Consider the following 5,056-nt stretch of genomic DNA (forward strand, 5'->3'; position numbering starts at 1 on the left):
ACGGGACGGGCCACGACCGGTGAGGCGGACCGGGACGGGCCGGGACCGGTGAGGCCGACCGGGACTTGGCCGGCCGGCACTTCGGCCCCGACGCCGGACGGCGGACGCCGGACGGCGGGAACCGCTAGGACGGCTGTGACAGGTCGATCGCCCGGTCCACGTCCCCGGGGCGGAGCACCCGCAGGATGCCTTCGAGGAAGTAGTAGTCGGCGTAGGGCAGCGAGATCTCGATGCCGTCCTCCCCCGGGCGGTTGCGGGTGCAGCGGGCCACGACCGCCTCCGCCCGGGCCGAGTTCCTGGTCAGACACGTCTCCGCGAGCGCGGTGAGGATCCGCAGCGCCACGTCCCGGTAGGCGCGCCGGCCGGTCGCCGCGTGCAGGTCCAGCAGACCGCACGCCGTGATCGCCCCGGCGGAGGCGTCCTTGATGTCGTACGGCTGCTGCGGCGCGCGGTAGTCCCAGACGGGAACGTGGTCCGGGGTCAGCACCCCGATGGCGTAGTCCGCGAGTCTGCGCGCCGCGTCCCGGAACCCGGTGTCGCCGGTCCTGCGGTACATGGTGGTGAACCCGTAGATGCCCCACGCCTGTCCGCGCGACCAGCAGGAGGAGGCGTCGTAGCCCTGCACCGTGGCGGGGCCGAGGGGGGCGCCGGTGTCCGGGTCGAAGTCGAAGGCGTGCGGGGTCGAGCCGTCCGGGCGGAGGAAGACGCGCCGGGCGGTCTTCGCGTGCGCCACCGCGATGTCCAGGTAGGCGGGGTCACCGGTCTGCCGGCTCGCGAACGCCAGCAGGTCCAGGTTCATCATCGTGTCGACGATGGTGCGGCCGGCGTTGGCGGTGTCGTTCAGCGCGCCCCACGCCCGGATGAACCCGCCGCGCGGGTTGTAGCGCCGGATCAGGGAGTCCGCCGCGCGTATCGCGCCGGTGCGCCACTCCTCGTCGCCGGTCAGGCGCCAGGCGGTGACCCAGGAGGGGTAGAACAGGAACCCGAGGTCGTGGGTGGTCGTGTCGCTCTGGCGGGGGGCCAGGTTCCGGGCCGACTCGACCGCCCGGGCGCGGAAGGTGTCGTCCCCGCTGTACAGGTACGCCATCCACAGCGTCCCGGGCCAGAAACCGCCCACCCAGTCCCCGCCGCGCGAGTACGTCCACTTCTCGAACCTGGTGCCGACCGGGAAGCCGGTGACGCGGGGCGCCACGGCACGGATCTTGGCCACCGCGTAGTCCGCCGCCGCGCTCAGCGTCCGCGAGGCCGCGCCCGTCTCAGCCCGTCCGGCCGCCGCGGGTGCCGCCGATGCCTCCGCGACCGGCCCCACGGCCGCCGCACCGGCCGCCGTGACCAGCAGCGCACGCCGGGAAACGCTCATGCCCGCCCTCCCACTCCGCCGTGTTCGAAGGAAGTCGGCTGAGCTTGGCACACGCGCACATGGCATGTACACCCACGTGAGTGAAGTTCATTCATGTGAACGTCACTTGTCCACACCCGCTCAAGTGGCAGCACCGGGCGGCGACCCCGACGGTGTGGTGACCGGGCGCCGCCGCGCGCCGCCACCACTCACCCTCCCTCGCTCCCCTCGGCCGGTCGGCGCCGCCACCACAGGTCCGCGCGCCACTGCCGCCGGGCGGCGAACGGGTCCGGCAGGGTGCGCGCGAGATGCTCGGCGTCCAACGCCCGCACCCGGCGCCCCAGTTCGGCCCACGGGGCGGGAGGCAGCCGCCGCAGGACGCCGTCCAGTACGTCACGGGCATGCCGTACGTCGTCGAAGGCGCAGCCCCGGCAAAGGCACCCGGCTTCCCAGGGGTACCTGGGCCGGCGACCGGTGGGCCGGGAGACTTCCGCTCGTCCTCGGGTGAGGTCCCGGTGAGTCCCCATGAGTTGCGGGCGGGTCATCTCGCCCCGCACCCCGGATAGAACGGCGTCAGGCCCGCGTGCGGGAGGCGGGCCGGTGGGTGGTGGCCGGTGGCCCCGGCGTCCGTGACGTAGGCACGGCCGCCGGACCCGAGTCCGGTGCGCGGGTCGCCGAGCCGGGCCTCGAACACATACACCCCGTCGCCCGCGTAGGTGTAGGCCACCAGGTCGGGATACCGGTCGTGGTTGTAGTCGGCCACCGCGATGTCCTGCGTGGCGCCCAGGTCGAGCCGTACCGTGCGCCGGCTGCGGCCGGTGCCGGAGAAGGGACCGAGGCGCAGTTCGGCCACGCGGGGCGGAACGGGGTCGTCGCCGGCCTGGGCGCGCCCGGCGACCACGGCCAGGTCGCTCCAGCCGTCCTGGTCGAAGTCCGCGACGGCGGCGCGCACATACTGTTGCCGGTTCCCCGGGCGGTCGGCCAGTCCCCGCGCCGGTACGGTCCGTTCGCGGCCCGGGCCGGTGCCGAAGGTGACGGTCAGGCGGGCACCGTGGTGGGACGGGTCGGTTATCCGGTCCGGGCGGCCGTCGTCGTCCACGTCGGCGATCAGGTCCCCGGACCCGGTCAGGCACGCGGCGACGGCGGAGGGCCCGGCCGGACGCGGCGGGGGCTTCCCCAGGGAGTCCTCGCACCCGGAGCACAGCAGCAGACCGGCAAGGACCACGGCCACGCGGGTACGGCGCCCCGGCCGGGGAGTACCGGTGTGTCCGCGCGCTGCCATGAACAGGCATCCTAGCCACGAGGGTTACCGGGGCCGGAAGTCGAGGCACACGGACCCTCTCCCCCGGCACCATCGACATCACGGACGCGTCCTCTGGCGTAGACCCCCGCGCAGCGTGTCGCACACCATTCGGTGCGCCCGAACACCTACTCCACCGGATACGGCACCTTCTCCTGCGGCCACGGCACCGGCATGGAGACACACGCCGAGCTCGCCGACACCGTCTACACGCATGCCGGACCGTCCGGCGGGGGCAGTCGGCCGATCCCGGCCCGGGTCGGCCGCCAGTCTGACGACCTCTACCGGCTTACCCGGTCAAGTCCCTTATTCCGAAGCGGAGTTCACCGCAGGGCACCCCTTTCGACGAGACCTTGGGGGACACCGCGGCGGACGCCACCGGGAACGGGTGGACCGCGTGTTTCGAGGGTGTCGTGGACGACTTGCGGGTCCACGGCCGGACACTCACCCCGGCCGAGGTCACGGCCCTGGCCCAGGGCTGACCACCGTGTCTGTGTGTCACGAAAGGTGAGAACGGGTTAACTCACCCGTATCATCCAGGTGTCGCACCACAAGCGGAGGTAGATATGCCGGAAACCGCTGGGCCCGTCACCGAATTGGCCTCTCAGTACGTCAGCCAGGTGACCAAGGACCTAGAAGAGAACGTCAAGGAACAGGACCGCGTCACCGCGGAAATCGCCGCGTTGCAGGAGCGGTTGGCCGCACTCCAGCACGACCACGCCATTCTGCAGAACATGCAGCAGGCGCTCGGCATCACGGCGCCGGCCGCCGCCGCGGTCGTGCCCGCGCCGCGCGGGAAGAGCGGTGACGCCCGACGCCCCGACGCCAAGAAGCCGGGGCAGAAGAAGGCGGCCGCCAAGAAGCCGGCGGCCCGGAAACCGGCGGCCCGGAAGTCGGCGGCCAAGGAGGCCCCCGCGAAGCCGGCACAGCCCGCACAGTCCGCGAAGCCCGCGGAGGCCGCCCAGTCCGCGCAGGCCGCAAAACCGGAGCAGTCCGCGCAGCCGACGCTCGTCGAGCTGGTCCGCCGGTACCTGACCGAGCAGAACGAGCCGCGCTCCGCCGCCGAGGTCGCCGAGGCGCTGGGCCGCGCGTACCCCGAGCGGGCGGTGCAGACGAAGGTCGTGCGCACCACCCTGGAGAACCTCGTGGCCCGCAACGGCGCGCACCGCAGCAAGCAGGGATCGTCCGTCTTCTACACCGTGGCCGCCGAACCGGCGCCGGAGACGGCCGAGAAGGCGGAAGGCGCCGACCCCGCCCAGTGAGACCGGGCCGCCTCCCGCGGGGCCCTCGCTCAGGCGGACGGCGCCTCGGCTTCGCCGAAGGAGGCGAAGTAGGCGGCGGCCATGTCCTCGTCGGCGTGGCCCTGCGCGGCGGCGCGCTCCAGACGCGCGGCGCTCGCGGCGGCCACGTCCAGACGCACCCCGTGCTCCTCGCCCGCCCGGACGATGAGCCGGGCGTCCTTGGCGGCCGTGGCCACCGCGAACTGAGCGGGCGTCAGTTGCCCGTCCAGGATGAGCCGGGCCTTGGCGCGCAGGTAGCCCATGTCGAGCGGGCCGCCGGCGATGGCGTCGAAGAAGTCCTGCGGGTCCACGCCGAGCGCCTTGGCCAGGGCCAGTGTCTCGCCGGTGGCGGTGGTGGCCGCGACGACCCAGCTGTTGGCGACCAGCTTCAGCCGGGTCGCGGTGCCGGCGGTGCCGTCCTCGCCGGTCCACACGGTACGGCTGCCGATCGCGTCGAACACCGGGGCGACCACGGACCGGTGTCCGGCCGGGCCCGCGGCGAGGACGAGGAGCTGTCCGGCCTCGGCCGGCTGACGGGTGCCCAGTACCGGCGCGTCGAAGAACACCAGGCCGTGCTCGCCGGCGAAGGCCGCCAGGTCGGCGATGGCCTCGGTGCCGGCGGTGGTGCACTGCGCCCAGGCGGCGCCTGGGCGCAGTGCGGGGGCGGCCTCGCGCATGACGTCCAGGGCGGCCGGGCCGTCGTAGAGCATGGTCAGCACGACACCGGCGCCCTCGACGGCCTCCGCGGGCGTGCCGGTGACCAGCACGCCGTCGGCGGTGAGCGGTTCGGCCTTGGCGCGGGTACGGTTCCAGGCCCGCACGGTGTGTCCGGCGCGCGCCAGGTTCCGGGCCATCGCGGCCCCCATGATTCCGGTGCCCAGGACGGTCACGGTGAGGGTGTCTGCCATAACGTCGACTTCCTTTGCACAAAGGTGATTCGGCCGTCGGCGGGCCCGCTTCCCGGTCGGGGGCACGGCTCCGCCCACGGAACCGATCTTCCACCAGCCGACCGCACACCCTCGCACGCCACCCGCTCCGCTCGGCGTCATGTCCGCCCACGGCTCGCGCGCGGTGGCCCGTGCCCCACCCGCGTCGAGCCCCGGAGTGCGGACCGTTGCCGTCCCCGTGGGCTGACGG

The 5,056-nt window shown here is 73.6% G+C and carries 5 protein-coding genes; 2 read left to right on the forward strand and 3 right to left on the reverse strand.

The window, feature by feature from the left end:
* Positions 1 to 124 precede the first annotated feature (124 nt).
* Both H5J33_RS23115 and H5J33_RS23120 read right to left on the reverse strand, forming a co-directional pair.
* Positions 125 to 1,360: a glycoside hydrolase family 88 protein gene (locus tag H5J33_RS23115; RefSeq protein WP_181796822.1), complete on the reverse strand. Its 1,236-nt coding sequence runs from the start codon at positions 1,358 to 1,360 to the stop codon at positions 125 to 127.
* Between the two features lie 520 nt (positions 1,361 to 1,880).
* Positions 1,881 to 2,621: a VCBS repeat-containing protein gene (locus H5J33_RS23120; protein ID WP_181796823.1), complete on the reverse strand. Its 741-nt coding sequence runs from the start codon at positions 2,619 to 2,621 to the stop codon at positions 1,881 to 1,883.
* A 371-nt stretch (positions 2,622 to 2,992) separates the two neighbouring features.
* On the opposite strand from H5J33_RS23120, the gene H5J33_RS37720 reads away from it, so the two are divergent.
* Positions 2,993 to 3,121 carry a hypothetical protein gene (locus tag H5J33_RS37720; protein WP_258565324.1) on the forward strand — a complete coding sequence of 43 codons (129 nt, stop codon included), beginning with the start codon at positions 2,993 to 2,995 and terminating at the stop codon, positions 3,119 to 3,121.
* An 84-nt stretch (positions 3,122 to 3,205) separates the two neighbouring features.
* Positions 3,206 to 3,901 carry a hypothetical protein gene (locus H5J33_RS23125; protein WP_181796824.1) on the forward strand — a complete coding sequence of 232 codons (696 nt, stop codon included), beginning with the start codon at positions 3,206 to 3,208 and terminating at the stop codon, positions 3,899 to 3,901.
* 29 nt (positions 3,902 to 3,930) lie between these two features.
* Here the strand turns inward: H5J33_RS23125 and H5J33_RS23130 are convergent, their stop codons facing one another.
* Entirely contained in the window at positions 3,931 to 4,827 is an 897-nt protein-coding gene (locus H5J33_RS23130) for an NAD(P)-dependent oxidoreductase (RefSeq protein WP_181796825.1), read from the reverse strand.
* Positions 4,828 to 5,056: the final 229 nt, after the last annotated feature.

The sequence above is a fragment of the Streptomyces sp. WELS2 genome (genome assembly GCF_013870595.1).
Classification (GTDB): domain Bacteria; phylum Actinomycetota; class Actinomycetes; order Streptomycetales; family Streptomycetaceae; genus Streptomyces.